General features: G+C 41.6%; 40 protein-coding genes. 25 read left to right on the plus strand and 15 right to left on the minus strand.

Annotation, left to right across the window (positions count from 1 at the left end):
• A partial coding sequence (locus tag CF394_RS04905) for a helix-turn-helix domain-containing protein (protein WP_165767459.1) occupies positions 1-530 on the minus strand: 530 nt, incomplete at its 3' end.
• A gap of 172 nt (positions 531-702) precedes the next feature.
• On the opposite strand from CF394_RS04905, the gene CF394_RS04910 reads away from it, so the two are divergent.
• The 3 genes from CF394_RS04910 to CF394_RS15730 all read left to right on the plus strand — a co-directional run bounded on the left by CF394_RS04910 (position 703) and on the right by CF394_RS15730 (position 1821).
• Entirely contained in the window at positions 703-948 is a 246-nt protein-coding gene (locus tag CF394_RS04910) for a hypothetical protein (RefSeq protein WP_094942122.1), read from the plus strand.
• A gap of 26 nt (positions 949-974) precedes the next feature.
• On the plus strand, positions 975-1565 hold the full coding sequence (locus CF394_RS04915) for a hypothetical protein (protein WP_094942123.1): 591 nt from the start codon (positions 975-977) through the stop codon (positions 1563-1565).
• A 106-nt stretch (positions 1566-1671) separates the two neighbouring features.
• Positions 1672-1821 carry a hypothetical protein gene (locus CF394_RS15730; RefSeq protein ID WP_165767460.1) on the plus strand — a complete coding sequence of 50 codons (150 nt, stop codon included), beginning with the start codon at positions 1672-1674 and terminating at the stop codon, positions 1819-1821.
• 90 nt (positions 1822-1911) lie between these two features.
• Here CF394_RS15730 and CF394_RS04920 read toward each other — a convergent pair whose 3' ends face one another.
• Complete coding sequence (locus CF394_RS04920) at positions 1912-2562, minus strand: phospholipid phosphatase (RefSeq protein WP_094942124.1); 651 nt, start codon at positions 2560-2562, stop codon at positions 1912-1914.
• A 162-nt stretch (positions 2563-2724) separates the two neighbouring features.
• Between CF394_RS04920 and CF394_RS04925 the strand changes: the two genes are divergently transcribed.
• On the plus strand, positions 2725-3276 hold the full coding sequence (locus tag CF394_RS04925; RefSeq protein WP_094942125.1) for a hypothetical protein: 552 nt from the start codon (positions 2725-2727) through the stop codon (positions 3274-3276).
• A 40-nt stretch (positions 3277-3316) separates the two neighbouring features.
• Positions 3317-3808 (plus strand): tetratricopeptide repeat protein, encoded by a 492-nt coding sequence (locus CF394_RS04930; protein ID WP_094942126.1) that lies wholly within the window; start codon positions 3317-3319, stop codon positions 3806-3808.
• A gap of 4 nt (positions 3809-3812) precedes the next feature.
• Here the strand turns inward: CF394_RS04930 and CF394_RS04935 are convergent, their stop codons facing one another.
• Together CF394_RS04935 and CF394_RS04940 are read right to left on the minus strand one after the other, a co-directional pair.
• On the minus strand, positions 3813-4298 hold the full coding sequence (locus CF394_RS04935) for a hypothetical protein (RefSeq protein ID WP_094942127.1): 486 nt from the start codon (positions 4296-4298) through the stop codon (positions 3813-3815).
• 45 nt (positions 4299-4343) lie between these two features.
• Entirely contained in the window at positions 4344-4829 is a 486-nt protein-coding gene (locus CF394_RS04940) for a hypothetical protein (protein WP_094942128.1), read from the minus strand.
• 65 nt (positions 4830-4894) lie between these two features.
• Here CF394_RS04940 and CF394_RS04945 point away from each other — a divergent pair, with 65 nt between their 5' ends.
• A complete protein-coding gene (locus CF394_RS04945) occupies positions 4895-5335 on the plus strand; it encodes a DUF4362 domain-containing protein (protein WP_165767461.1) in 441 nt (146 codons plus the stop codon).
• A gap of 37 nt (positions 5336-5372) precedes the next feature.
• On the opposite strand, the gene CF394_RS04950 is transcribed toward CF394_RS04945, so the two are convergent.
• The 3 genes from CF394_RS04950 to abc-f form a co-directional block, all read right to left on the minus strand.
• Positions 5373-6356, minus strand: a complete 984-nt coding sequence (locus CF394_RS04950) for a DUF4179 domain-containing protein (protein WP_094942130.1) — start codon at positions 6354-6356, stop codon at positions 5373-5375.
• Positions 6353-6868: a sigma-70 family RNA polymerase sigma factor gene (locus CF394_RS04955; protein ID WP_094942131.1), complete on the minus strand. Its 516-nt coding sequence runs from the start codon at positions 6866-6868 to the stop codon at positions 6353-6355. Before CF394_RS04955 ends, CF394_RS04950 begins: the two co-directional genes overlap by 4 nt.
• A gap of 442 nt (positions 6869-7310) precedes the next feature.
• Positions 7311-8771, minus strand: a complete 1461-nt coding sequence (abc-f, locus tag CF394_RS04960) for a ribosomal protection-like ABC-F family protein (protein WP_094942132.1) — start codon at positions 8769-8771, stop codon at positions 7311-7313.
• Positions 8772-9220: 449 nt separating this feature from the next.
• On the opposite strand from abc-f, the gene CF394_RS04965 reads away from it, so the two are divergent.
• From CF394_RS04965 to CF394_RS04975, 3 genes are all read left to right on the plus strand, one after another.
• The gene (locus CF394_RS04965; protein ID WP_094942133.1) at positions 9221-9658 is read left to right on the plus strand and encodes a hypothetical protein; all 438 of its coding nucleotides are present in this window, start codon (positions 9221-9223) and stop codon (positions 9656-9658) included.
• Between the two features lie 19 nt (positions 9659-9677).
• Positions 9678-9872: a hypothetical protein gene (locus tag CF394_RS04970; RefSeq protein WP_094942134.1), complete on the plus strand. Its 195-nt coding sequence runs from the start codon at positions 9678-9680 to the stop codon at positions 9870-9872.
• A gap of 229 nt (positions 9873-10101) precedes the next feature.
• The gene (locus CF394_RS04975; protein WP_094942135.1) at positions 10102-11415 is read left to right on the plus strand and encodes an amidohydrolase family protein; all 1314 of its coding nucleotides are present in this window, start codon (positions 10102-10104) and stop codon (positions 11413-11415) included.
• A 76-nt stretch (positions 11416-11491) separates the two neighbouring features.
• Here CF394_RS04975 and CF394_RS04980 read toward each other — a convergent pair whose 3' ends face one another.
• Entirely contained in the window at positions 11492-11803 is a 312-nt protein-coding gene (locus tag CF394_RS04980) for a hypothetical protein (RefSeq protein ID WP_094942136.1), read from the minus strand.
• A gap of 67 nt (positions 11804-11870) precedes the next feature.
• Positions 11871-12734 (minus strand): GNAT family N-acetyltransferase, encoded by an 864-nt coding sequence (locus CF394_RS04985; RefSeq protein ID WP_094942137.1) that lies wholly within the window; start codon positions 12732-12734, stop codon positions 11871-11873.
• Positions 12735-12926: 192 nt separating this feature from the next.
• Here CF394_RS04985 and CF394_RS04990 point away from each other — a divergent pair, with 192 nt between their 5' ends.
• Positions 12927-13178: a hypothetical protein gene (locus tag CF394_RS04990; protein ID WP_094942138.1), complete on the plus strand. Its 252-nt coding sequence runs from the start codon at positions 12927-12929 to the stop codon at positions 13176-13178.
• Positions 13179-13208: 30 nt separating this feature from the next.
• Here CF394_RS04990 and CF394_RS04995 read toward each other — a convergent pair whose 3' ends face one another.
• The gene (locus CF394_RS04995; RefSeq protein ID WP_094942139.1) at positions 13209-13763 is read right to left on the minus strand and encodes a flavodoxin family protein; all 555 of its coding nucleotides are present in this window, start codon (positions 13761-13763) and stop codon (positions 13209-13211) included.
• Between CF394_RS04995 and CF394_RS05000 the strand changes: the two genes are divergently transcribed.
• From CF394_RS05000 to CF394_RS05020, 5 genes are all read left to right on the plus strand, one after another.
• Positions 13740-14234, plus strand: a complete 495-nt coding sequence (locus CF394_RS05000; RefSeq protein WP_341476727.1) for a 3,4-dihydroxy-2-butanone-4-phosphate synthase — start codon at positions 13740-13742, stop codon at positions 14232-14234. The genes CF394_RS04995 and CF394_RS05000 overlap by 24 nt on opposite strands.
• Positions 14235-14246: 12 nt before the next feature.
• A complete protein-coding gene (ribH, locus tag CF394_RS05005) occupies positions 14247-14714 on the plus strand; it encodes a 6,7-dimethyl-8-ribityllumazine synthase (protein ID WP_094942141.1) in 468 nt (155 codons plus the stop codon).
• Between the two features lie 104 nt (positions 14715-14818).
• A complete protein-coding gene (locus tag CF394_RS05010; protein WP_094942142.1) occupies positions 14819-15739 on the plus strand; it encodes a LytTR family DNA-binding domain-containing protein in 921 nt (306 codons plus the stop codon).
• 144 nt (positions 15740-15883) lie between these two features.
• On the plus strand, positions 15884-16735 hold the full coding sequence (locus tag CF394_RS05015) for an ABC transporter ATP-binding protein (protein WP_094942143.1): 852 nt from the start codon (positions 15884-15886) through the stop codon (positions 16733-16735).
• Positions 16732-17439, plus strand: a complete 708-nt coding sequence (locus CF394_RS05020; RefSeq protein WP_094942144.1) for an ABC transporter permease — start codon at positions 16732-16734, stop codon at positions 17437-17439. Before CF394_RS05015 ends, CF394_RS05020 begins: the two co-directional genes overlap by 4 nt.
• Before the next feature lie 41 nt (positions 17440-17480).
• Here CF394_RS05020 and CF394_RS05025 read toward each other — a convergent pair whose 3' ends face one another.
• Together CF394_RS05025 and CF394_RS15615 are read right to left on the minus strand one after the other, a co-directional pair.
• Positions 17481-18110, minus strand: a complete 630-nt coding sequence (locus CF394_RS05025; protein WP_094942145.1) for a class I SAM-dependent methyltransferase — start codon at positions 18108-18110, stop codon at positions 17481-17483.
• Positions 18111-18452: 342 nt separating this feature from the next.
• Positions 18453-18635, minus strand: a complete 183-nt coding sequence (locus CF394_RS15615; RefSeq protein WP_133079804.1) for a hypothetical protein — start codon at positions 18633-18635, stop codon at positions 18453-18455.
• 234 nt (positions 18636-18869) lie between these two features.
• On the opposite strand from CF394_RS15615, the gene CF394_RS05035 reads away from it, so the two are divergent.
• From CF394_RS05035 to CF394_RS05045, 3 genes are read left to right on the plus strand one after another with little or no spacing between them, the layout of a single operon-like run.
• Complete coding sequence (locus CF394_RS05035) at positions 18870-19325, plus strand: hypothetical protein (RefSeq protein WP_094942147.1); 456 nt, start codon at positions 18870-18872, stop codon at positions 19323-19325.
• 33 nt (positions 19326-19358) lie between these two features.
• Complete coding sequence (locus tag CF394_RS05040) at positions 19359-19571, plus strand: hypothetical protein (protein WP_133079805.1); 213 nt, start codon at positions 19359-19361, stop codon at positions 19569-19571.
• The gene (locus CF394_RS05045) at positions 19564-19767 is read left to right on the plus strand and encodes a hypothetical protein (RefSeq protein ID WP_094942149.1); all 204 of its coding nucleotides are present in this window, start codon (positions 19564-19566) and stop codon (positions 19765-19767) included. Before CF394_RS05040 ends, CF394_RS05045 begins: the two co-directional genes overlap by 8 nt.
• Before the next feature lie 285 nt (positions 19768-20052).
• On the opposite strand, the gene CF394_RS05055 is transcribed toward CF394_RS05045, so the two are convergent.
• Positions 20053-20586 (minus strand): GNAT family N-acetyltransferase, encoded by a 534-nt coding sequence (locus CF394_RS05055; RefSeq protein WP_094942151.1) that lies wholly within the window; start codon positions 20584-20586, stop codon positions 20053-20055.
• A gap of 166 nt (positions 20587-20752) precedes the next feature.
• On the opposite strand from CF394_RS05055, the gene CF394_RS05060 reads away from it, so the two are divergent.
• The 5 genes from CF394_RS05060 (at position 20753) to CF394_RS05090 (ending at position 23470) form a co-directional block, all read left to right on the plus strand.
• Complete coding sequence (locus tag CF394_RS05060) at positions 20753-21499, plus strand: alpha/beta hydrolase (protein WP_094942152.1); 747 nt, start codon at positions 20753-20755, stop codon at positions 21497-21499.
• Between the two features lie 9 nt (positions 21500-21508).
• The gene (locus CF394_RS05065; RefSeq protein ID WP_094942153.1) at positions 21509-21715 is read left to right on the plus strand and encodes a hypothetical protein; all 207 of its coding nucleotides are present in this window, start codon (positions 21509-21511) and stop codon (positions 21713-21715) included.
• A complete protein-coding gene (locus CF394_RS05070) occupies positions 21712-22158 on the plus strand; it encodes an NUDIX domain-containing protein (RefSeq protein ID WP_165767462.1) in 447 nt (148 codons plus the stop codon). Before CF394_RS05065 ends, CF394_RS05070 begins: the two co-directional genes overlap by 4 nt.
• A 12-nt stretch (positions 22159-22170) precedes the next feature.
• Positions 22171-22668, plus strand: coding sequence for a DinB family protein (locus CF394_RS05075; RefSeq protein WP_165767463.1), 498 nt, complete (start codon positions 22171-22173; stop codon positions 22666-22668).
• 601 nt (positions 22669-23269) lie between these two features.
• Positions 23270-23470: a hypothetical protein gene (locus CF394_RS05090; RefSeq protein ID WP_094942158.1), complete on the plus strand. Its 201-nt coding sequence runs from the start codon at positions 23270-23272 to the stop codon at positions 23468-23470.
• A gap of 63 nt (positions 23471-23533) precedes the next feature.
• Here the strand turns inward: CF394_RS05090 and CF394_RS05095 are convergent, their stop codons facing one another.
• Both CF394_RS05095 and CF394_RS05100 read right to left on the minus strand, forming a co-directional pair.
• Positions 23534-24121, minus strand: a complete 588-nt coding sequence (locus tag CF394_RS05095) for a peroxiredoxin family protein (RefSeq protein WP_094942159.1) — start codon at positions 24119-24121, stop codon at positions 23534-23536.
• Between the two features lie 91 nt (positions 24122-24212).
• Positions 24213-24473, minus strand: a complete 261-nt coding sequence (locus tag CF394_RS05100) for a hypothetical protein (RefSeq protein ID WP_094942160.1) — start codon at positions 24471-24473, stop codon at positions 24213-24215.
• A 147-nt stretch (positions 24474-24620) separates the two neighbouring features.
• On the opposite strand from CF394_RS05100, the gene CF394_RS05105 reads away from it, so the two are divergent.
• A complete protein-coding gene (locus CF394_RS05105; protein WP_094942161.1) occupies positions 24621-25145 on the plus strand; it encodes a sigma-70 family RNA polymerase sigma factor in 525 nt (174 codons plus the stop codon).
• Entirely contained in the window at positions 25114-26319 is a 1206-nt protein-coding gene (locus tag CF394_RS05110; RefSeq protein WP_094942162.1) for a hypothetical protein, read from the plus strand. Before CF394_RS05105 ends, CF394_RS05110 begins: the two co-directional genes overlap by 32 nt.
• Positions 26320-26380 lie beyond the last annotated feature (61 nt).

The following is a 26380-nucleotide window of genomic DNA, read 5'->3' on the forward strand; positions in this document are numbered from 1 at the left end:
ATAGAAAGGACGCACCCAGATTTCGCATCAATGACCACTGTCGCGTAATGATGACCTTTGCGCGTAGCGAACTCATCGACCAAGACATGCTTTGCCGTTTTAGTCTCCAACTGGCTCGAAGCGTATTGATAGAACCACCTTTCAACGGTCGTGTACGGAACACCATATTCACGTGAGACATCAGAGATTGTCCTGCCATGACAACGTTTTGCTATCTCCACTCTATAATGTCTGGTTGAAGAACGAACAATGCCTAAACCAAAGTCATGAACAAACGTGATACCACATTCTTTACATACCTGGCGTGGGACATCTATCTCGATCCAGATCGTCCCTACGCCCCAGGCGTAGGAATGTCTAAAACGGCGACGTTCCTTTGAGTGGCGGACTGTCTGATTTGAACAGACAACACATGGGACTTGACGGTTCAGCGCAGAAATTCGAAACACGTTTGGTTCGGTGTCGGATGACGGATGAATTTTAAAAAATGATGGAAGTGGAAGGACTAATTTGATAAACTGTTGGGACAAGGCGAAAACTCCTATCGTGGTTTGTCTAGACAACAATTACGATACAGGTGTTTTCGCTTTTTTTCTATTTATTTACATTCTCAAATCAACTTAATGTCAACCACGACTTATGGTGATGAACCATTCTTTTTAATAGTTTACAATTTATGTTAAGAAGTCAGGGGAATTAATCATGGAGAAGAACTATAGACGCGAAAAACCGTTTAATGAAAATAGACTGATGTTACGACAAGCTGGATTTGGGCTGGTTGTCTTGGTTTTATTTATTCCGTATTTTAAGTTTGCAGCGTATGTTTCGGATAGATTCTTTTTCAATAGTTACTTTATAAGTTTTCTTGTGCTGCTTTTAGGAATTCCGTTGTGTTATTTCGCCACAAAATCTTTGGTGCAAATTGTAAAAAATAAATTGCAACTATGAATACAAGAAGAAAAAGGTGATTACATATGTTTTCGGATGAACAATTACAGGCAATGATTGATGGGAGAATCATTGGGAATAAGTTTCCCTATGATACAAACAACGAGCAAGAAATTGAAGCGCATCTTCGGCGTTTATTTCATCGGATTAACCGCATTCCGAATGTGGTGTGTGAGGCTGAGTGGAATCACTTTGGCAGTGGATACGCCTCGTTTGTGGAATTCTTTTGTTATCAAAAAGAGGATTTGGTAGTGCTTGAGGAGAAACATGGTCATCGAGAAATCAGAATGAATGGTCTCATAGTAGATATTAGTCGTTTAGCATCTGTGGCCATCATGGGGGATGACGAGCGATATAAGACTATTCATATCGAGACGAATGAATATAGAGGAGGAGCCTATGGTTCTTTGCTCGGTGACCCAAGCCTAATCGGGGTGAGCGAGAGATACCAAACGTTTGGAGAAGCGTTGAAACAAATTTTAGAGGAATTTGATTTTGAAGTATTAGAACCTGAAGAGATGAATCGACTTTTATCTTTTAAAACAAAGATTCCAACTATTTATCGCGAATCACGGGATTATACTGTGGCGGATGCTATTTTTTATTGGGCGGATTAATTCAATGAAAGCCTGCTGTTTAGTTTAGTGATTATAAAGAGTCGGAACTTTTCATAGTCCTCTTCCGTATAAAAGGTAGAATCTACAAATAAGGGAGGGCGACAAAATGGATGTATTCGCAATGATGGCTTTTACATTTGCGACTACAGGTTTTATATTTGGGATTATCGGATTCACTCTCGCCACGCAAGCTAATGCAAAACTGGCTACTGTTGAAAAGCGTCTTAACGAATTAGAAACGACAACGAAAGGTTAGAAAATGCCTTGTTGTTTGAACTCTTCAATATATCACTAGATTAAAACTCCGTCCCCAAGGTCTTCATGACCGGTGAACGGAGTTGTTTTGTTAAGTAGAAGCTCGTTTCGAAAAATGAATCGCTGTAAGCATCAACGTGATGATCAAGAACAACTCAAATGCATTTGTCGCCGCATCACTACCAATATTGAAAGGAACTGCGCTTCCAATGGTCATGACGATGGTACCGAGGAGCATCCACCACCACTTTCTCTTCCAAGCGAGAACAATCGAGGCAACCAGTAAGAATATAAGAACAATCAAGATCATAGGAGGCGGTCCTGAAGACGCTTCAAAAGCAGCATAGCTTAATACTCCATACGATTCTTGAACAGATAGCTCGAGGCCTCGCAATTCCACAAAGTATTCCACTATAGTAGCCATGATCCAACCAACCACAAATACGACCGTGATCCATGTCTTAGAAGCGAATTGAATCGAGGCGTCTCGCAAGACGAACAATGAAAACAGAATCAAAGTCGGCGTCACAAGAGCATGAATCCAGTAACGAGCATAGTTTAGTGTTTCAAGAAGTGTACCTTCACCAATCAAATGGCCGATTGCCAAAATCAAATTATCATAAATCAGCCCAAGCACTGTCAAGAGTATAACGGTAGAAGCGGTCTTTCCTAGTTTTCTTACTCCCCATATGAAAATGCCGATATAGGCTAGAGTGAACAATCCAAATAGTAAAGGATCCATCCAATTCCTCCTTTTATGTAGTCAGTCAATGTATACCCTACAGAGATTCTATGTATCCAAGGAAAGTTGCCATTCACAAAACTCCCGTTCTTGCGAAACTTATGAAGTGATTTTTCTGTATAATGAAAGGAATTGGAAATTTGATTTTCGGGAGGAAACAACATGAACTGGATTGCTTGGACAATCATCTTGTGTGAGATTGGATTCTGGGTCCTAATTGGGCTGGGACTGGTCACGCGATATATGTTGAAGAAAAAACGACTGGGCTTGATACTACTCGCAATGACGCCTGTAGTAGATTTGATTTTATTGATCGTGACTGCGACCGATTTGTACCGAGGAGCGACAGCAACGATACCGCATGCGCTCGCAGCTGTCTACATCGGCATTTCCTTAGCGTTTGGGAAAAGTATGATTGAGTGGGCAGACAAAGCATTTCAGTTTTACGTTTTAAAAGAAGGAGATCGTCCAGCAAAGTACACAGGTCTCAGCCATTCGAAAAATTATTTGAAGGGCTGGGGACGCCATGCACTGGCCTATTTAATAGGAGCAGGATTGTTGTTTGGAACTATCTTGTTCATTGATGACACCTCGCGAACAGAAGCGTTGGGGAATGTACTTAGAATCTGGACACTTGTTCTTGGCGTTGATCTGCTCATTACGATTTCGTATTTTATTTGGCCACGTAAGGCAAGAAAAAATAACGCAATCTAACGGGAATACATATCTGTTTGATAGAAAGGACCAACTCACCATGACGAAAAACGAACTACTCGAAAAAGCCCTCCAGCTGCGAAGTGACAAGAAGCTAGAAGAGTCGAACTCACTTATGAAAAGCCTTGTGGAACAGTTTCCAGAAGACGTCAACATTCAGTATCAATGCGCTTGGAGTTATGATGTTCTTGGTGAAGAGACAAAGGCAGTCCCTCATTACGAAGCAGCCCTCAATGGAAACCTAGAGCCAGATGACTTGAAAAGTGCCTATCTAGGACTTGGCAGTACATACCGAGCGCTAGGGGATTATCAAAATTCGAAGCGAGTTTTTGAAGAGGGCATGAAGAGATTTCCGAATCACCAAGCTCTAAAAACATTTTATGCACTAACACTCTACAATCTGGGCGAAGCGCACGATGCAGTGCAGCTTCTTTTGAAGGCATTAGTAGCTACAACAGCGGATTCAGAAATTCTGAGCTATGAGAAGGCGCTGGCCTTTTATGCGGATCACTTAGATGAGACGTGGAACTAAATTATTACTCGTAGCCGCCCTTAATGGGTGGTAATTCTTTATATTCTGGTTTTTCTTCTACCATCTCTTGAATAGTTTTCTCGAGCTGCAAGAACTTTTTTTCGAGTTGATTGGATGGGCAGAGGGTCGTGTAGTGAAACGATTTTGTCTCTCCATTCATCACGATTTTCCATCTAGAGACCGGTTCAGGTTCCGATCTGCAAGAGCCATCGACTTCTAGTTCGACTTCCATGATGTCCATAGCCATCATTTGTTGGTAAATGGTCTCCATTTCATCCTGTTCGAGAGAAATGGAGGTCTCTATAGTTCCATCTAACACCAAATCTTTCACAACGGTATCTGAAAACGTATCAATTTCCTGAATACCTTGAAATCCATAATTCAGCTTGAAGTTAAAGTACTCAGGCATGGGAGGAATCGATTCTTCAGAAGCTGAGTAATCACAGCCGGTTAGGCTGATACACATGAATAAGAGCAGAATGAATCTCATAGACATCTCCCTTTTAAAAGTAATTGCAACGCTGAATTAAACTTATTATGCATATCCCCCTGATGCCTCAGGTAACTCTTTGTATTCCGGCTTTTCTTTAATCATCTCGTGTATAGTTTGTTCGAGCTCTAGAAGGTCCAACTCGAGTTGATTTGGTTCGCAGGATCTCGTGAACTGAAAGGAATGCGTTTCTCCGTTCATCTCTATATGCCACTTAGAAATCATCTCCGGTTCTTCAGTACAAGAAGTTTCCTTTGGAAGTTCAATTTCCATGATATTTAGAACCATCATTTCTTTATAAATGGCTTCCATTTCATCTTTTTGTAACGAAATGGAAGTTTTTATCGTCCCATTCTCTACGAGGTCTTTGACGACTCGGTCGTTAAAGGTGTCGATTTCATGCCTGCTATTAAAACCGTATTTCAACTTGAAGTTAAAGTCCTCAGGCATGGGAGGAATCGACTCTTCAGAAGCCGAACTGGCGCATCCAACTAGACTAATACACATGAGCACGAAAAGTATGTATTTCATAAAGAACCCCCTTTTCATAAAGTAGACGGGGAGTGTGGAAAAAAGTTACAGTGAGGAGAATGGTGATGAAACGAACCTATTTAGTAGTAGCAGGTGTATTGGTTTTCTTAGCAGGGTGTGGAGAAGCGAAATCTGCTAATACCACGCTACTTAAAGTCGACAAGGAAACAGGGGAACAACCGGTTCGTGTAGTTGTAGATTATAAAAAAATCACGAATCGGGATAAGTTCGAGGATTTCCTGGCGGGTGGAAAAACGAAAGAATTGATGATTATCAGAAACACTATTGAAGGCGATCCGATTTACAGAACATTGAAACGAACGGACGAAGGAATCGAGTATACATTAGATACAACGGAAGATGCATACGGTAGCAAGGAAATCATTACGTCTACTTGCCAAGAGATTGTGAAGGAAAGAGAAGGCGAATTTGATGTGTACACGTTGACAGGGTGCCGTGGTAAAGAGGAAGAGCGCTACGTGATTGAGCTTTTTACAGAGAAGTAAAAACAGGACATCTTAGAACGAGGTGTCCTGTTTTGCGTTATTCAGGAAGGATAACTTTATCCCCAAGGTTGTCCCCAGTATGGGAATCGCGAACTTGCACGGCTAGTTCTTTATCCACAAAAGAGGCACCAGAGAAAGAGAAGATTCCGGTACCGTCATCTTCGTGAGACGCCATGTCCCAAGCATAAACGTTTCCTTCAGCATCCACTAACTGAATATCTAATGCGGTGCCTTCTGACGAACCACTGAAGTAAAGAGTTGTCGAAATCGGTGTCCGAACGACTTTGTCAATGACAAAACTTTCTCCATCTTGTGTTGGAATCGTGATAGCGGGTGTACTGACAATGGTTTCTTCTTGAACAGCCAATTGGTTCGCTGTCACGTCAAATGTCCATGCTTCCGACAGTTTCACACCATCGATTGGATCGGATTCACTATCCGTTAGCATGCGCTCATAAACAACCTCAAGATCTAGTTCAGAAGAATCTAGGGGAGCAGGTAATGTAATCTCGCTATAGACTGTGAACATCGAGGAGTTTTGCTCAATAGACTGTGCACTTGTATGCACTACCTCTACTTTCTGTCCATCGATATAAATATCTGGTACCATTTGATACTTATGTGAATACTCAAAGTCATCCGCTTTGACTAATGTTGAACTTATTAACAGTTTGTCATAATCCACAACCACCTCATTCAACGTCAGTTCTCCGTTAGAAGTAGTAGCTGTGATGCCAATCGGATTTTTGTAAGCTGTGAAATCTTGCTCCTCGCCAGGAATCCAGTCTTCGAGAAGGCCGGCAACTAGTGGCATGTTAGCGATGCTCGGGCTAGTGATGACGATGGCGCTCAAGGCGATAGCTGCGACTGATGCTGCGATGAATCCGCCACGTTTTTTAGCTGGGGATAACTTGGTATGAATTATTTTTGAAATGCGTTTCTTTTCAAGTTTTGTCAGTGGTTCTTGGTTTTGTGAAGTGATGTCTGCTTCGATATCGTTAAAGTCGCTATAAAGGCTCATTGTGATCCCTCTTCCTGTTGAAAGTATGTGCGTAACTTTTTGCGGCTTCGTGAGAGCTTGTTGTGAATCCAAGATTCTTTGGCTTCGTACTCGGTTGCGAGTTCTCGGGCTGACGACCCTTCAAAGTAGTAGCGTTTGAAGATGCGCTGCTCCTGTGGAGAAAGCTGTTCGAGCACTTCTTGCCAGTTGATAGTCTGTGAAGCACTAGCAGGCACTTGATCGGACAGTTCGTCCTGTTGACCGGCTCGCTGCAGTTTTCGTAAACGGTCGATGGCTTTGAATTTGGCGATGACCGCTAGCCAGTTCTTGAGCGAGTTGCGTTCTGGGTCGAACTCGTCGATATGGTACCAAGCCGCAATGACGATGTCGGCGACGCATTCTTCAATTTCTTGCGGATGACCGCCGATGTACTTCGTCACAATGTGCTTGAGAAGACCACCGTATTGATCCAGGACAAGTGTGATTCCCTGCTCTTTCTGATTCTTTAATTGATTGATGATGTGCTGTTCCATGTTTCACCTCGTTGTTGAGACGCTTTTTTCGCGAAAAATCCGTTCACTGATACATTCGTGCTGTTCGTTTAAATCTATCACATGCTACCAACTAAATTTGAAATTTATTTCAGATGGGATAGTAAATGGAAGTTATATATGTAAATATAAAGAAAATGGATTGCGGGAGGTTTATGGTGTGGAAGGGAATATCGTACGTGTAATTTTGCGATTCCATTACTTTTGACTGGTCTATTTCTGTTTAACGTTACGGCCAGTAGTGGTGTTACTACAACGGTCATCCTCAAACTTTTGGGTATGGGATTGATTTTCTTAGGAATGTGGATACTTCTTTATAAGAGAGTTTATAAGAAAATGAATTAATAAGCTAAACAAACCCCAGGGGTGTCTCAGTATCAAGCGAACTCGATGCGTGAGGCAAGCCCTGGGGTTGTGTTTTAACTTAATTTAGTCGCTTCAACTCAATCACACGAGTCCCTACACGCTCTACAAAGGTGCGGTCATGCTCGATGAACAGCACAGTTGGTTGGAAGGTCTGAATCATCTTCTCGATCTGTTGCTGATTGTAGACATCCAAATAGTTCAGCGGTTCATCCCACAAGTAGAGTTCCGCTGGAGTTCCAAGCGACTTAGCGAGCTCGACTTTTTTCTTTTGGCCCTCGCTCATCTCTTCAATCGGAACATGGAACACATCTCGTGTGAATCCAAGGATTCGCAAGTTGTTAAGGAATAAGGTGTAGTCCAGACCGTGGTCCTCTGCAAACTGCTGTAAAGTACCTGAATGCGTTGCAGTTTGTGAGATATGGCTTATAGAGACGCCTTGTGGCATCAAGACTTCGCCTTCTACGACTATTTCCGTTGCGCCGATTTGTAGATAGTTCATGAGCGTCGTCTTGCCGGAACCATTTGGCCCCACAATGGCAAGTTGTTCCCCTTGATATAGTTCGAAGGAAATTGGATCAAATAAAGTTTTATCTCCATAAGAGAGCGTCAGGTTCTTCACACGCATCACTGGATTTCTGTGGCTAGTGACTGGCGTGATGGTCAAGTCATCGATTTTCTCAATATTTTTGAGCAAGCTCTTCTTTTCTTCAATCTTAGCGTTCGTCCGTCTTTCAATCGCTTTTCCGCGTTTCATCATCCGCTTAGCAATCGCATTTCCGAACGGATCATTGCCAGATGGCTTTTCGCGTTCCAATCCCCAGTCGACTTTTTCCCGTGCTGATTTTTCAATGCGAGCAATTTCCGATTTCAATGCACGGTTTTGATCCAGCTCGAACTGGTCTTGAAGTTGCTTTTGCGATTCGTACGTAGAAAAATTGCCTTGATACAGCTGCACCTGGCTACGTTCAATGACTAATGTGTGGTCTGTCACACGGTCCAGGAACTGCCGGTCGTGACTAACGACGATATAGCCGTTCTTTTTCTCAAGATACCCAGCGAGTTTGTCTCGACCAGCTATATCCAAGTGGTTGGTCGGCTCATCAAGCAAAGTGAAACGGTTCTCGTCACAGAATAAAGCGGCTAACATAACTCGTGTTTGCTCGCCCCCAGATAGCGACGCGAACGGTTGCCATAAGATAGTTTTATCCATTCCAAGCAATTGACATTCACGTTCTAGCTGCCACTGCTCGACAGGCATCACTTCATCGATGGCGAGAAAAGCCGAATAGTCGGGATTCCGAATAGCGAGAGGGAAGTAGACAAATTCTAAATTGGTGCGAATCTCTCCTTCATATTCGAGCTGCTGCATCAACAACTTGAGTAAGGTGGACTTGCCGCGGCCATTCCGTCCGACGAGTCCAAGTCGCCAGTCATCGTTCAGGGTAAGTGAGACGTCCTCAAATAAAGGCGCATCCAAAACATCATAAGTAAATGTTAGTTTAGTAAGTTCAATCGGCATACATAATACCTCCAATACGGGTGAGTTGTATGTATACGCAGTTTCGACCAAAAAAATCCTCCCGCCAAAATGGCAGAAGGACAGTATGGTAACATAAATAAGCTTTACAGATCGTAAAGGGTTATAAATGGTCAGACTCATCCTATTTTGTCGTAAAAATGCGTATACATTTTGACGTATAAAATAGAATTAAGAAATCATCGACCATCCATCATCCCTTCTTGTGAGTTAAGATGAGTATAAAAGAACTTACAAAAATTTTCAAATGAAAAACATACTAATTGACTTATGGAACTTTTTTGAATTTTTTTCGTAAACATTAAAAAGAGATGAGGTGACGGGTAATGAGCAATTTATTATTTGTTTTAGTAGCACTTATTGCGATTGTTCTGATTGCAGGAGTAGTACTTTCTTTTGTGTTTTTGAAGCGAAAGTAGGGAGGATAGAGGATGCAAGATGTATTAATCACATTTACCATATTTATGGCACTAGGTAGTCCGCTTCTCTTTTGGTATTTGAAAAGAAGAAATTTAGCACTACTAAACGGGGCAGTCGTGCTCTTTGCAGTGGGATTATTTTTTCTGCAAATCAGTGGAAGGGAAAGTACCTCGCAGTTAGAGTTGTTGTGGACGATTTCTGTAATACTCTCTTTGATCGGACTGGTTTGTAGCATCACGTTGCTCGCATTGAAGAAGTGGCAGCTTTCAGTTGCGAAGGTATTAGGGTCTCTGCTAGTGTCACTGGCCATCTTGCTGGTGATAGAAACATTTGTCCCGCAGCTAGTTACAGATTGGCTCACTGCAGTAATGGTTACAGCAGTCCCGATCTATATAGTCTTACTTACTCTTCTAGCTTTGAAACAGTTTGACCGGAAAGCTGCTCTATAATCAGAAAAGGGGAAATGAGATGTTCTTTTTAACGACCAGCGCCATCGCAATCATGTACTGTTTTACTTTATATTTTGCGTTAACCTTCTTTATACATTTGAAGGCGGATGAACAGCGCGAAGCCAAGCAGGCCAGATTAGGAGCTGTGCTGTCTTTAGCTTTAGCTTTAATTCTGCCAGCGGTATTTGCATATTTACAGATGCTAAATTACTAAGGAGGGACCAATTGTGTTGCTTGATTTTTATGGAGGGTTTGGAGCATTACTGGCAACTGCATGTATATAGTGGCTTCTGTTCTTTGGAATTCTTCGTTTGAAACGGTGGGGAATGGAAACTCGCTCATGGAAAGCAGATTTAGTAGTCACTGCCATTCAGAGTGTTCTAGTGACAATGCTGTTTCCGGTGATAGTGGATTGGTTGAGATAGAGATAAGGGGGATGGACCATGCTATTGCAAAACGGGTTTGTGTTTACTGGTCATACGGGTACTTTTGAGAAACAAGATGTACTTGTTCAAGACGGATACATAGTTGAAGTAGGAACGAACTTAGATTACAAAGAAGTCCAGCGAATCGACTGCACAGGTAAATGGCTGATTCCTGGACTGATCGATATGCATGTTCACATCAAAGAACACTTTGCGAACTATTTCACAGCTGCTGGAATCACTACAGTTCGCAATACAGCGGGCAGTGTTCATGAACTCAGAGAGATGATGGAAGCGGACGGAAAAGGCAAGGGGCCACGTGTGATTTCTACGGACCGCTTGATTGATGGGCCCCCAGGACTTTGGGGAGAGACTTCGCCATTTAACGTGAATGTGTCGACAGTTGAAGAGGCTGTGTCAGAAGTCAGAAGACAGGTAGAGCTTGGAGCGGCATTTATCAAGACTTACGGATGGTTGAGCTCTGACAATTTTGAAGCAGTGGTCACAGAAGCGAAAAAGCATGGGAAAGAAGTCAGCACAGATCTTGTCTATTCAAAGGATGTAACGGCTCTCAGCGCAGCGAAGATGGGGGTCGACTGGTTAGAACATGCATCTGGAATTATCCAAGACCTGTATCCAGAATGGACGATGGACGCACCACCTGAAGTGTGGAGACAGATTCCTTGGGAGGAGCCGGATGACGAAAAAATCCGTGAGGTCTGTGAAAAGTTACTAGCACATCATGTAAAACTTTGTCCGACACTCGTCCTCTATGATCAAATGAACCGAGCAGAAGAGTATTGGAAGCCGGAACATCCTGTGATTCATCATCTGGAAGCCGGAGGGTATCAATTCGCTCATTGGCCAGGAATGGCGGCTGCCAAAGCCGGTCAATCGTCGTTTGGTATCCAAACTAAGACCATCCAGCGAATCAGCTATCTGTATCATCAAATGGGAGGAATCGTTGTCACTGGGACCGATACACCTGCTGGAATCTTCACATACCCAGGCCTTGCACTGCATCGAGAACTGCAATTGTTGGTCGAAGCTGGGTTCACAGAAGGAGAAGCCTTAAAGAGTGCAACTTCCGTCGCGGCTGATTCGTTGGGAAGACCGGACCTTGGTCGAATTGAGAATGGAGCGGTGGCGGATTTACTTATCCTAGATGTGAATCCTCTAGAAAACATTGAAAACACTTTGTCGACAGTCTTCATCATCAAACAAGGTGTTGTTTATAGTCCGGATGAATTAATGACCGAGATTCCAGATCAAGAGACCATGCTCAAGAGATTCGCGGAATGGGAAGCTTATTTTGAGACAATTGAATTGTAATTACAAAGATGATTATTTTTAATAGAGATCCTATGATTATAATTCTTTGAGATAAAACACCTCAGAACAGTTTGACTTAGCTGTTCTGAGGTGTTTCCTTTTTCACCTGTTCTACCTTTGCATCGGCTTCTTGCAACCATTCTTTGTACCAATGGACAAAAATAATGGTACCTCCCGACAAAAATAACAGGATGCCTATTACAAAAGGAAATCCTAAAAAAATAGGTTCTGAATCTACATAGCTCCCAGAGAATAAGACAGAGCGAACTTTAGAATCTCCTGACCAAGATTCAGCACTCGTTGCATAAATTGTAGCGGCAAGTAGAGTTGCGCTCGTCAAAACAGTGCCTGCCCCAAAGAGCACAATTCCAAGTATAAAATTCTTCATACAGAATCCCCTTAGCAGAATCATTTTTCTTAACTTTACCATGAATATACTGGAAATTATAGAAAATTTATTTGGTACTCAAACTATAATGCCAAAGCTCGTTCTCTACTTGAAATCCGATTTTTTCGTATAAAGGATTGGCTGCATCGTTTAATAAATTTACCGTCAATGTTACCTCGGAGAAATTCCCAATAGAGGTCACTTGATCAAGGGCTAGACGAAGTAATTCTTCTCCAAGTCCTTGCCCGCGATAACTAGGGGCGAGTGCAAAATACTCGAGATGGATAGATTCTATTCCTTCCTCAAAGTACGCATAGCCAATAAACGTATTTTCTAAATAAGCAAAATAAAGCGTATGACCTTGTTGTTGCGAGCGGTTCAGAATCGTCTTCGCATCATAATACGTAACAGGAAATTCAGTATCGTGGAGCTCAACGAATTTCTGAGGGTCTTGAGTAGAAAATGGCTCCAGTGTTAATTTCTGTGGTTCGGTTTTCGCAGCTTGCTGGATTTTATAATACAAATGCTTTCCGCGAAGCTCTGCTTGCATAATGTTCATGAAATTTTGTTGCTGAATATTGTCCTTATGTAAGAAAAACGAAAATTGATTAAGTAGTGGGAATTCATTCCGTGCAAAGTTCCACAATTTCATAATAGATGGAATGTCAGAGGAGAGGTGAAAGGGTCCCCATACTTCCGCAATCGTATCTTCATAATCAAATCCAACCAAACCGACAACTCTCTCGCCTTCAAGCTCCGCAACAAGAGAAGTCGAATCGCCTTCTATGAAATCTTCTCGGAGACTCTCTAAGATTTCTTCTTTTGATGTGCCACAATAGCCCGAGTGAAAAGTCATTTGGCTATTGACGTTTGCTAACCACTCGGCCGCCATGTCTAGCTGAGAAGCATGTATTCGTAAATAAGTTGTCACTTTACCGCTCCGTTCTCTGAAAAATATTTCTTATGTTCGTCCTATCTAGTAGTATGAAGAATGTAGAAGTCTCTGTAAACAAAAAGTAGGTTCTCCAAAAGTCATCCATATAGATGGAGTTCATGTAATGAAGTGAAAATCAGTGGGGAAATGAACATGAGATTCGAAAGTCGATTCAGTAGGAGGACGAAAATGCCCTATTTACATCAAGTGTTTGAAGATGAGCTCATGGACGAGGAAACTTATAAGACGATTTACGATTTCATCACTTTGGATAATTTTCAAAGCGGAGAATATGAAGGGAATAGGTATCTATTTCGGAAGATTGATAGGACGTATATTCAAGTTGAAGATTTAGTAGCGTTTGAGAATACAGGAAAGCGACGTATCGAAGGATTCACTGTACTGCAACTTAAAATGGCGCTTGAAACTTATTCGAAATAAAAAAGAGGAGGGCCCTAAAAGCCTTCCTCTTTAATCGTTCAGGAGATTCCCTTCAGCAGGAATCGGATGTTCCTTCAAAAGATGCGCCAGATGCATCGTGTTGTATGCGAGCATTTCTGCATGTTTTTTAGTGAATGCATTGCTTCGATCGGTGTCTCGGTAAGAGGGACCAGGACCGGCTTCACCTACCCAGTACGCATCCACATTTGGAGGGATGACAAATCCGATATGTGAAAGACCGTAGAGAATGGAAGCAGACGCATGCTTGGCCCCGTCTTCGTTTCCGGTCATTACGACGCCACCCACTTTATTATAGAAGATCGCTTGTCCTTTTTCGTTCGTCTTGCCACTACTCCCGTAAAGTCTTTCGATGGCAAGCGTGGCAATACTGCTTTTCTCACCTAACCAAAGTGGCGTCCCGACAATCACGATATCTGCTGCTTTCACCTTGTCAAACACTTGGGGCCACTCGTCACCCTCTCCCATATCACCTGCAATTCCGTAAGCAATCTGATAATCAGCGAGACGGATGACTTCAGACTCCACATGGTTGCTCTTGAAATGGACTTGAACCTCTTCAATCAGTGCATCCGTATGAGAGGGCTCGTCTGTGCACCGGTTGCAGAAGAACTAGCGGTACGTCTTGAGCTTGTCCCTATGATTGCAGACAACAAAGATCCTTATGGGACCGCGTTTACTGTCAGTATCGACAGCGCAAAAGCAACGACAGGAATCAGTGCACAGGAGCGAGCAGAGACGTTAAAACTATTGACGGCATCTGCAGCTACGACGCACGACTTCGTACGTCCAGGTCACATCTTCCCACTCATCGCAAAATCAGGTGGTGTCAAGGTGCGTCCAGGCCACACAGAAGCGGCTGTCGACCTTGCAAGGCTTTGCGGTGCAGCACCAGTTGGGATTATCTGCGAAATCATGAATCCCGACGGAACGATGGCGCGACTGCCTGAACTTGAACAGATTGCGAAAAAACATGATCTTGTGATGATTTCTATTAAAGAGCTCTTACACTATCGTTTGAAAACTGAAAGTATATAGGAGGAAACAGTAATGAAACAAGTATTTGAAGGTCATTTAGTAGGAACGGATTTGAAAATTGGTATCGTGGTAGCACGATTCAACGAGTTTATCACGAGTAAGCTTTTAGGTGGAGCGGAAGATCTCCTTCGCCGTCATGGTGTCAAAGAAGAAGACATCACAGTACTATGGGTACCGGGTGCATTTGAAATTCCGCTGGCGGCAAAGAAGCTCGCGGACAGCGGAAACTATGACGCAGTCATTACACTTGGTACTGTGATTCGCGGTGCAACGCCTCACTTTGATTATGTCTGTTCAGAAGTCGCAAAAGGCGTCTCTGCAGTGAGCTTGCAGTCAGGCGTGCCGACGATTTTCGGAGTGTTGACCACAGAATCGATTGAACAAGCGATTGAACGCGCAGGTACAAAAGCGGGTAATAAAGGGGCGGAAGCGGCTATCACGGCTATCGAGATGGCAAATGTATATAGACAGTTAAAGTAAGTAAAAGAATGAAACACAAGTATCTTCGGATAGTTGTGTTTTTTTGTATGTTTTTCCATGGTAAGCTAGAACTAACAGACTGATTCGACAAGCGAGGACAAAAAATGATACTTACTATTACACCCGTAATTGAAAAAGATAAACAGTGGATTCCCTCCTACTCCTTTCAAGAGGGAGTAACGGGAGTATTGATTGATATGAGACGTGCTTCTTCTGTAATGAAACAACTGGAGAAGTCTGCGTACGTCCATCAAGTGCGAGATGGTCATTACCCTCATCTCACTGTTCAAGAAACGTTTTCATACTATACAAAGCTTGCAGAAACAGATTGGTCTATTTCGGAATTATTAAAGACATTTGATCTTTCAGCTGAAGCACGTACAAAAGTGAAAAAATTGACGGAGACGAAGCGGAACACCCTGAATCTCATCAAACCATTCTGCGCCACATCCGAATGGATCGTCATCGAAGAACCCTTTCACCGGATTGAACAAGAAGATCGGTTTGTAATTGAGCAAATTATAAAAGGGGTCGTAAGACAAGGAAAATCTATTTTGTTGCTGAGCACTAGTGTGGAAGATTTGCTACCTGTAGCGGATATGATTTATAGAATGGACGAACGAGGAATCCATAAAATGGAATTCAGAGATGAGGCAGTGACCCAACAGGAAGAACCTGCTCAACTCAAAGTCAATAAGATTCAAGTAAAGCATCAAGAAAAAACACTCCTCTTTAATCCTCCTGAAGTGGATTATATTGAAAGTATCGAAGGAGCGGTTTACATAAATGTTGCGGGTATGGCTTATTCAAGTCCGATGACTCTGACAGAATTAGAGACTCGCTTACAGCCTTATGGATTCTACAGGTGTCATCGATCGTACATCGTGAACTTGCAAAAAGTTCGTGAACTGGTCAGTTGGACGAAAAATAGTTATAGCATCAAATTGGATGTCGAAAAAACCACAATGGTGCCTATATCTCGTGCCAAACTGACGCAGTTAAAAGAACTTCTTGGCATCTCATAATATTTCCTGGGAAATAATCGACTCCATTCGTGTCGAAAATTCCACCACTCGGCGAAATTCGTGGACTGTTCATCTGAAAACAACTGCAAGCCTCTCCTAGTTTTCATACACTGAGTGTAGAAAAACTAAAGGGAGGCTGTTCTGATGGGTACTACCATTAAAATGGAAAAAGTGAGAAAGAGTTTTAATCGATTTGAAGCAATCCGAAACGTAGACTTAGACATTCAATCAGGAGAGATTTTGGGGCTACTCGGTCCAAGTGGTGCTGGGAAATCGACAATCATCAAAATCTTGACTGGTCAGCTTGAACCCACATCAGGAAACGTCATGATATTTGGAGAGCCGAGCGATCAGGTAAAGAAAAGTCACAACCGTAAGCGCTTTGGTGTGTTGACGGACAACAGCGGTCTGTATAAGCGCCTTACTATAGAGGAAAATCTCAAAATGTATTGTGAGCTCTATGATTTACCCGTCTCAGCGATGGATGAGGCCTTACAGTTTGTGAATCTAGCTTCTAGTAAAAAGAAGAAGGTGTCTGAACTGTCTCGAGGGATGATGCAGCGTGTCACATTGGCTCGGGCCATCCTGCACAAACCAGAATTGCTTTTTTTAGATGAACCTACTTCGGCGCTAGATCCGGTGAATACACATCATATTCATGAGGGATTGCGTAAATTGAATGAACAAGGAACCACCATACTACTAACCACTCATGATATGTATGAAGCAGAGGCATTATGTGACCGTGTCGCATTTTTACATGAAGGGGAAATAAAAGAGAGTGGATCTCCAAAAGAATTGAAGGACGCTTATCGAGATAACGTCATTGAAATTGAACTGACATGTGGGGAAACCCATGTACTGCCGGTAAATGAACTATCGACTATAGACAAGTTAAAAGGATGGGCACTAGCACAGCGTATTCGGCGTATTCATTCTAATGAACCAACGCTAGGCGACTTATTTATGCGAGTAACTGGAGGGCACTTATCATGAATGTATCCATGAAACGTATTCAAGCAATTTTTGTGAAAGACTATAAAGAGTTCTACCGGAACTACGCGATTTCTACGATGGTGCTCATGCCTCTTGCACTTGCATTTATCTACAGTATGACGGGCGACATGGATTTGCAAAGTCTATTCATGCCGATTAACCTGACATTTGCCATGATCACGGCTTTCATTCAGAGCTGTTTGATTGCAGAAGAGAAAGAACACAACACACTACGGAGCCTCCTTTTGTCTCCCGCTTCTATTGCGGATGTCTTGATTGGAAAAAGTGCTCTCGTATTTGTGATTACGGTCATCGTTTTAGGACTGTGCATGTGGATACTTGAATTTACGCCTTCTAATCTGTTAGCAATGAGTAGTGCACTTGTCCTTTCTACAGTATTCTATCTGGCTATGGGTTTGATTGTAGGTCTCTATACAAAAACAGTGATGGAAGCGTCTGTAGGAATTCTTCCTGTCATGATTGTGTTCTCGTTTGGTCCCCTTGTATTGTTGTTTGCAGACCGTTACCCTATCCTTGAAATCTTTGAGTGGCTACCTAGCGCACAACTGATTTTATTAGAGCAGTACAGTTCAACTGGTGCTACATCAGATATCCTCACGTCGTTAGTAGTCCTTACTATATGGGCAGTAGTAGCGGTTATGTTATCAACATTTCTATTCAAGAAGCGAATGAGTGATGAATAAAAATAACACGGATTCTCATGACGAGAATCCGTGTTTTTGTGCTATCTTAATTTAATTTTGTACCAGCCTCCGCAATGAGAAGCCTGAGTATATTCCATAATAAACTCATTAGAGAGAGCACGCTCTATCTCTTCATACACAAAATAATATTCGTCGTCATCCCAATGATGAAGATTCTTCTTACGGCATTCTTCTAAAGAGTGTCGAGTGGCAAACGAAGTATCTCCAATATATAGAACACCATCAGGTTTCAAATAATTTGCCACCTGTTTGAGTAGTTGGAACTTGGCGAGGTCTGTTAAGTGATGCAATGTATACGTACTTACAATCGCGTCAAAAGGAGCTCTTGGGATAGATAAGGGAACTCCTTGGTGAATATCCCACTGTAGAAACTGTCCATTTGGAATACGTTTTTTTGCATGCACCAACATACTTTCTGAGAAATCGATACCTGTAATGGCGTGACCATGCTCAGCAAGTTTCGCTGTGAGAACCCCAGTACCGATTCCAATGTCTAAGACAGAACTTCCTGGACTCATTCGAATCTCTTGATAGATGGCATTTAAAATGGCTTTATACCCTGCGAACGGATACTCATTTCGTTCTTCACTAAGCTGCACAGACTGGTCGTAGCCATCTGCCCATAAATTAAATCCTTGTTTTGATAACATAAGTTCCTCCAAGTAATCATGATTGATGCTTGGTCATGAGTGGAGGAGGAAAAGTGATCCAAGCACTTACTTTTCCTGCACCTCTTTATTAAATTTCATTTTCAACAACTCCTTTCAGTGATTTTGAAACAGCTTCATAGTAGTAATGTAAATAACTACTCTAAAAAACAAATCCAATAAATTGAATAGCAATAAAGGAAATAAAGAATGTCAGGACGCCAAGAATCACCCAACTATACGGGGTCTTCTGGGAGCGTAAAATTTGAACGGCAAACCAAACCATAAAAACAAATAGACCACCTAATACTACTAGTGACAATAGAAACAAAACGATAAAAGACATTACGGGTAAGGCACCTCTGGGCTTGTGCTATTCAATGCATTTTGTTCAGCAGCAGGGGTTTGCACGTGGTTAGGGTTGGTATCATGGGCCTGTCTTGATTTGAAGCTTCCTCTACGAAGATCGACTAGTACTCCAATAGACACTAAAGCAACAATAAATCCTAAAATGTACATGGCTTCCACTCCCTCCATTTTCATTAAGTATACCAGTTTTCTACAATTTAAAAGGATATTGGGAACGTTTTCTAGAAGTACTACGTAAAGAATAGAAATTGAAATCATTTGTTATCGGCAGTTTAGTCTTTATGGAATTTAAATTGGGGAGAGATCACTATGATATTTTTATTAATTGCTGTTGTACTCTTTATTATTATTGCGGTCATGGTCGATTTCACTCAAAAGAAATGAGGGATGAGGATGCACAAGAAAATTGGGAGTCTCTCTATTATTCTTCTTTTATTATTAGCTCCTACGGCAAAAGCTTTAAGCTGGGCATATGAATTCGTGATTTATGATCAGAAATTATATGTCGTACAAGTAGATTCTTCTATGGCTGAAACTACGATTGGCGATCGGATTGGTGAGGTCAAAGTGGAAGCAGATGAATATACGGGAGACTATTACGGAGATGCTTCGAATATCTATCCAAAAGGGACTCCATATTATGAAATTAAAGATTCTCCAATTTCAGAGGCGATTGCTGTAAAAGTGAATGAAAGCTATAAATTGGCTACGTACGAGACAGACGTTCCTTTAAAAGTGCAAGATGTATTGAGGAGTCCATGGTTGTGGGTCGGAGCGGTTTTAATCATTCTACTATTTATAAGTTTTATTGTAAGAGGGATTCGGTTGAATGAACAGCAGGCGAAATAAATGATTTACAAGTAGAGGGAATGAGGTGCTTGTTTGCTTACAAGTTTGAAGAGAAATAAATTTATGGTTTTCATATCCGGATTCTTAGTTGCAGTTGGCATTTTACTCGTTAAAAATTCGGATGTATCAATAACAGAAGCAATCATCAGAGTTGGTTTAACCTTTGCTTTCGCTGCATTTTTTAAATGGGGATGGGACTCAAAGACTTATGGGAAGAAAAAAGAGGAGGAGAAACTAGTTGAATAAAAAATGGTATTTCATTTTAGGCTTGCTTACTGGACTCATCATAATGCCTTTGTCTACGCTACTGGGAGTTCCGAGATTCAGTGATCTATTAGAAACGGTATTTGGGGAGCAAAAACTATTTGCATTTATTTTTATAGTAACTTTTGTAACGATAATAGGCTTATTTTTGTATGGTAGACGTGAAAAGACTGAATGAATATAAGAACTCCAAGAACATTCCTGAAATGAGAGAGTTCTTGGAGTTTTTGATTAAAAGTTTTTCGAGTATGGATATTTCCTAATATCTACGATGCTTTTTTGATTAAATCAATTAAATAATACAAAAGTGCAATTATGAATGATAAAAGTAAAATAATGATGCTGCTAAAAGTTAGTATCCAAGTCTCTACGTAATCACCGCCATCAAATATTCCTAAAAATATATACATTAAAAATAGGCTAGTGATCAAGACTAGAAAAAATCTGATTATGTACTTTGACATTAATAGACTCCTTTAAATTTGATGTTGTCCACACTTTTCAGATCCCACTTATAAATACTTTCCAACAGGAGCTTGCCAGCAATCTTTATTTCGATATCCTCGACATGTTTCGCTCCAAAGGCTTCATAAAACGTTTTAGTCGAATTGTCTTTTAGTACTTCTACATAAACAGAATCATAATTTTGTTCATTGTAGTAGCGGAAGAGTTCTTGCATCAACAACTTTCCGATTCCCTGTCCCTGATATTCTTGCAGAAGATATAAAGAAGTTAAATCAGTGGAGTTGTTCTCTAGATTTGTTGGTCTTTTTCCACTAGTCGCAAATCCTATAACTCTCGAATCTTCATTTACAGCGACTAGTACATAGTCCTCGGGCTTCCTCAGATTCTTTTCCCATAGCTCTGCACGCTGTTGATAGGACAGCTTATCCAGAAACGGAGTAGGTATTATTCCCTCGTATGTAGTACGCCAAGTATCCACATGAACTTTTGCAATGGCTTCTGCATCTTGAACGCTCGCTTTTCTTATGTGCAATGTAACCCCTCCTTAATCAGTCGGTATAGATAGTTTCCTAATCGTACCAAAAGGAATCAGGTTCCTCTAGTCTTTTTTGGGAATATATTGTAACCGTTTTGATTGGAAGGTATGATGAAGGAAGTAGATACAATGAATATTCTTACAATTTAAAGGAGGAGTAAATATGACAAACTATGAAGTGTTGCAAGGGGCAGAAGCCTATTCATATGAAGGCGGAAAAAGAGGGGTGCTGATTTCTCACGGATTTACTGGCACGACGCAGAGTATGCGTCCACTCGCCGAAGCTTTTGCTGAAGCAGGTTACACAGTTTCGATGCCACGTCTAAAAGGACATGGGACAGATCCAGAAGACATGGAAATCTCTACATATCAAGATTGGATTGAGACGATTGAAGAAGCTTATGCTTGGCTTGTAGAACGTTGCGACTCGATTTACATGACAGGATTGTCTATGGGTGGAACATTAACTCTGTATATGGCGCAACATCATCCTGACTTGAAAGCAATTTCTGTTATCAATGCTGCCATTGAAGTGCCTGCGATGGAAGGTGTGGCTCAACTTCCTAAAGAGGTTCGCTTTTTAGATGCGATTGGCTCAGACATTAAAAAGCCTGGAGTAGTAGAACTCGCGTATCCGAAAACACCAGTGGCTGCTGTTAAGCAGTTGTTAACATTTATGAGCGAAGTGAAGGCAGGATTGTCTAGTATCCATTGTCCGACATTGGTTTTGGTTTCACCAGAAGATCATGTCGTACCGCCTAGCAATAGCCAAATGATTTTAGACACCATTACGTCGAAAGACAAACATTTAATTGAACTCCCTGAAAGCTATCATGTAGCAACTCTCGACAATGACCAACAGACAATCATCGATGAGACATTGAAGTTTTTCGGAAAATACGGGGAGTGAGAGCTTAGTATGAAACTATCCGGAATACTAGCTATCTGTGGCTTTTTGATTTGCGGAGCAGCAGTCCTCTATTTTGTGATGAGCTTCTTCTCAAATGATGATGGCAAGGGTACTGCTATGATATTGAGTTTTTTAGTTTTTGTTAATGGCTTGATTGCTGTAGGAGTTGCGGAGCTTTTAAATACTAAAATAGTTAGAGAGAAAACTCTATCATGAGAAATTCTGCAAAAGCCATCATCAAACGGGATGACCATATCCTAGTAATCAAAAAAGAGGATGCACAAGGGGCTTATTACATTTTTCCTGGCGGTGGGCAAGAGAAGTTTGAGACTCTTGAAGAAGCCGTTCGAAGAGAATGTCTAGAAGAACTTGATGCAGCTGTCGATGTGCACGAGTTAATCTGTATTCGCGAGTACATAGGGCAACATCATGAATTTGCAGAATTTGATCGTGACATCCATCAGATTGAATTTTATTTTCTTTGTACAATTAGTGAAGAACATGTGAATGGAGAGCCAAGCCAGCCGGATACGGATCAAATAGGAACGGAATGGCTTCCGATCCAACATATCGCCGATTATAGACTATATCCTAAAGCTTTGATTCAACCAATTCAGAATGTCACTCATCATCCAGTCTATCTGGGAGATGTGAATTAAGGAATGAACTCTATGAACCCTAGATATGAATTGTTGCAACGTCTACGTAACTATACAGAAGAAGCCATTCATTTCAAACCTTCTGCAGAAGCTTGGTCGATCTGCCAAGTGACGGATCATTGTTTGGCCGTCGCCCATGAATATCTCGATGCTGCAGAAGCCTGCCAAGAAGCAACAGGAGATAGTGCGGACTCTAAAACTGCATTTGGTGCCGAGCTGTTTGAGCGTGGAGAATTTCCGACAATCAAAATTACGCTGCCTCCGGATATGAATCAACCGCCTAACAATAGTTTGCTTCGTGCAGAACTTGAAGCAGAACTGGTTAACTTAACTGTGCGAATGGATGAAGTGGAAAAGAAGGTAGTATCCATTCCCGCAACAAATCGCGTAAAACATGATGGATTTGGATGGCTGAATGCTTCGGAATGGTATGCACTTGTGGATATGCATTTCCGCCATCATGAGAGGCAGTTCTCTGAACTCGAACAGAGCTTGAAAGGTGGAAGTTAAGGTGGCAAATCTTATTCTGTATTACTATTTCTTACCACTAGTGAGCACATATTTACTAGCGAAAGTTTTTATTCAACTTCTTAAAAATCTAATTGCAGGTAAAGACACAATGATATGGGGAGCATTATTTACTTCGTTATCAGTTGCATGGGTAGCATCTATACTGTTGTCGATCTACCTTGCTATTCATTGATTACTAGAAAATTGATAGGGGGGAATTTTGAATGGAATATGGAATAGTGGGCATCATCGCGCTTATTCTACTTGTGGGCCTTGTCATCCAAGTGCGTAGAACTTTAACTATCACTCAAAAAATCAAAAGCACGTACGAATCAAATAGCAGAACTCGTCTGGGCTATGTTTTGACAACATTTTTTTACGCGCTATTTTTAGGAGCCTATATTTTAAACATGTTCACATCGGCTCAATCCCTAGCTATTAACGAGGCGGTAGTGCAAGTATGCTTTATTTCACTAGTTCTCGTAATGATTAGTAAATTTGTTGTGATTCCTCGCACGAATAACTGAAACTTAATGACACGAGCCATAGTCTACTAAAGTAACTAGATTCCTAGGGACATACCCAAGAAAGGATGATTGCTATGAAATTCTCTATTATCCTCGAAATTTTTGGAGCACTGGTAGCTATCGGTTCTTTTATATTTCTGATCATGTCTTTCGTTTCTTTTGATCCAAGTGCGATTTATTACATTGTGGCTTCTATCTTTGGTCTTTTGAATGGACTGATGGCAATCGGAGTGGCGAGGGTGTTGCGAGAAGTGATGAAAAAGGACACTGTATAAAACAAGCAGCCCCGAACTAATAATGTTCAGGGCTGCTCTTTTTATACTGAGCAACTTGGTATTTCAATACTCAGTCAACAAGTTCTCAAGTTCCTTTGAATCGCTAATTGGACCCTTAAATGCATAAGTGATAATGCCTTCAGCATTTACTATGTAAGAAGTCGGATAGGCAATAACTTGATAGAGCTTTTCGACTTCTCCATTGGGATCAATCAATATTGGGAAAGTCAGGCCATGCTTCTGCGAAAAAGCAATAACGTCGTCTCTTGACGATTCCTTGGTCGTCATATTGACTGCAAGAATTTCGTTGTTTGAATCATCGGGAGATGTCTCGTAAAACTTTTGCATTTCAGGTGCTTCGTCTTGGCAAGGTCCACACCAAGATGCCCAAAAGTTGAGAAATACCTTTTTACCTCGATAATCAGATAGTCGAACTAATTCACCATCTAGAGTTTCGAGGACAAAGTCAGGTGCGGGCATGCCAATTTGAATTCCTTCATCAAAAGATTCTGTGGGAAGCAAGCCACTTTGATTCTCAATCATTCCGCTAGGATACTCTTCTTCTCCAAAATTCATTTGAATCATCATGACTACCATACTTGATAGTAGTAAGATGCTGCTCAGTACAGCAAATCTTCGTACTAATTTCATAGCTCTTCCAACTACTTTCGTTTCTTAAGTTTGTTTCACTCATCATTTCGATAATCAAATCGTAAACAATGATTTAATAATGTGTATTGAACTAGACGTTCTTCACCTGCTGAACATAATACTTAATCGTAAATGCAAACAAGGCAGCAAGTAAAAACGTAATTCCTAATCCGATTGGAATATACGTCCACGCGTTAATAGCCGCAAAAGAAGTTTCCCAAGAGCTAGAGTTCATTGGCCGACTGGTGATACTCGCAATCGTACCTCCATTCATTCCAATCAGGAGGAAAAGACAGCCGATTCCTAAAGCACTAAGCGCGACCACATATTCTTTCATCAATTGTTTTGCCATGTTCATTCCCCCATCTAGTATACTTATATATGTAAATACTTGTAATTAGAGTATACGGTAGGAAATCGAAAGTCACAATGTAATTTTTGAACCGAGAGTGAGACATGTATCGTCTAATCAGAAACAAGTGAAAAAAGAGGTGAAGCTTTGAACACCCAAACGGATTTAGAACAAACCATTCGGCAGCACGGAGAAGAGTTGCTTCGGCTTGCTTATACGTATGTCAAGAACAGACAGACCGCAGAAGATCTTGTTCAAGACGTCTTCTTAAAAGCCTTTGTAAAACAAACTGATTTTCGAGGCGATAGCCACTATAAGACCTACTTGTACCGAATGGTTATGAACCGGTGCAAAGACTATTTGAGAAGCTGGCACTACCGCAAAACGATTCTGATGGAGCCGTTTCAAGGAGCTTCCAGCGGCAGACCATCGCGTGAACTATCAGAAGACAATGCCATACTAGGCAACCAAGTGCTGGCACTACCAATCAAGTACCGCGAAGTGCTCGTATTCTATTACTATAAAGAACTTTCTATGCGAGAAATCGCAGAGTTATTGAACGTTTCCGAAAATACAGTGAAGACTAGGATGCAACGTGGACGCAAGCAACTGAAGCTGAACTTGGAAAGGGGTGGATACGATGCGCGATTCTTCTATCAAAACGAGTATTGAAAAAGCGATTGGTGAGGAACCTTGGTTGACTGAAGAGGTCCTTCATCAAATGATTCGTCCACACTATAAACCAAATAAAGAAAAGCGAAGCCTATCGAAAGTTCTGATTCCTAGCGTGGTGACTTTCGCAATTGCACTCTTCGCATTTATCTTATGGAATACAGAAACCCAACCTGTCCAACCTGAAGTCGCTGCTTTTAATTACGAAGCCATTTCAAACGCGATTGAAGATCCACAAGTTGAAAACGCGTTTATCACCTATTTAAAATCTATCGAAAACGAGGATTACGCAAGCTTTGAGGCTGTCTCTACAACAGACCTTGTCGCTTCCCCAAAAGAAGTGTTTGAGAAGTACCAAACCATCGATTTGGACACCTTTCGTTTGATTTCCGTAACAGAAAGCCAAGGGGAACCTGTCACGTTCCTTGTCGCAGCATTTGCCTACAAAGACGCATCGAATGAAGTTCTCAAGACTTATACAGTTGATCGAGGAGACGGGATACAGATGACCGTATCGGAAGATTTCTACGGAGAATATCCCGAGTACACACCTTTCACATTTCCAGAAACGGTCACTTTAAATTACGAGGAAATTCCGACGGTTCAAGAGATTTCTTTTCATCCGGATCTTATTGAACAACAGGCATCTGTAGGTGAAGAGGGGACCGTCTCGATTGCTGCATTTCAAGATGGGGAGTTTGACGTTGTCTTTGCAACTGATGAGAAATCGTATTACTTAACGCGCTTGTCGGTTCCTGAAGTAGGGTCTCTCGATGTTCAACCCTTTATGGTGCAAGATACGGGGGAAACGGCATATATGCTCCAGGCGGAAGGATACGGCCTCATAGGCGCTTTGTTTATGGATGAAAGGATTCATTTTGTTGGAACCAGTCCAGAAGTGGGAAGTGCCAGTCAATTTGATTTAGATGGAGATGGTACAGAGGAATGGCTACTAGATGACGAAGGCGTCCAAGTGATACGATTCGAAGACGGTGCCTTCCAAAGCGCCATACTTCAGTCAGAAATCCGAAGAGATCCTTTTCCAGATTCGGTGTTTACGTATAATTTAGATGTTCCTAGAGGAGACGTGTTCATCGAGACAACTCTTTTAGAAGGCGAAAAGAGAGTAAAGTATCATTTCAACTCAACAGAGCTGCTACAAAAAGTACAGTAAAGCACTATCAGGGAACCTTTTCCTCTGCTCTACGTAAAACAAGTAAGAACATCCACTGGAT

The organism is Tetzosporium hominis (genome assembly GCF_002265435.1).
Taxonomy (GTDB): domain Bacteria; phylum Bacillota; class Bacilli; order Bacillales_A; family Planococcaceae; genus Chryseomicrobium; species Chryseomicrobium hominis.